The 618-nt window shown below is 59.2% G+C and carries 1 protein-coding gene; it reads right to left on the reverse strand.

From position 1 onward, the window contains the following. Positions 1-190 (reverse strand): helix-turn-helix domain-containing protein (locus tag HMPREF9440_RS03040; protein ID WP_245523559.1); only part of this gene is annotated, 190 nt, incomplete at its 3' end. Positions 191-618 lie beyond the last annotated feature (428 nt).

Consider the following 618-nt stretch of genomic DNA (forward strand, 5'->3'; position numbering starts at 1 on the left):
CTTCCACCGTCAGGTAGATGCGCCCGCGGTTGCGGTCGAAGAGCTGCACCTCGAGCTTCGCCTCCAGTTCGGCGAGGGCCTGGGAGACCGCGCTCTTGCTCATGAAGAGATCCGCGGCGGCGGTGCCGACGTTTTCCGTCTTGGCGATGGCGAGAAAGACCTGCAGTTGTCGAAGCGTGACCGTAATCAAAATGCTCTCCTTGCGACCCTTCGGGATGGGCATCGGTCGGCGGACGGTTCGACGGGAAGCAAATTCCCGGCGGCACCATCGGGCACCAAACCCCCTACGGGCCTAGAATAGAGGAATCCCTCCTCCTGAAGGACGTCGGCCATCCTCCCCATCGCGCCCCGCGGCGGGCCGTCTTCCGACAGCCGACGCCTTCCACCGGCGCCCTTCCGGGCATCCGGACGTGAGACGCTCCGGGAACGATCCCGGGCATATCCGACAGATCTCACGCACGATTTCCTATCATCGCATTCGTTAAGATCTATCGAACAACTCGTCTTTAATTATTCACTTGATTTTAACGCACGGTCAGCGTTTTTCGCGTTTAAAATCGCCCGCTCTTCATTAAGGACAACCCTTAAACCTAAGGAACCTCTTCACCGGGGCCCTTT

Origin of the sequence: Sutterella parvirubra YIT 11816 (assembly GCF_000250875.1) — a bacterium.
Classification (GTDB): Bacteria; Pseudomonadota; Gammaproteobacteria; order Burkholderiales; family Burkholderiaceae_F; genus Sutterella; species Sutterella parvirubra.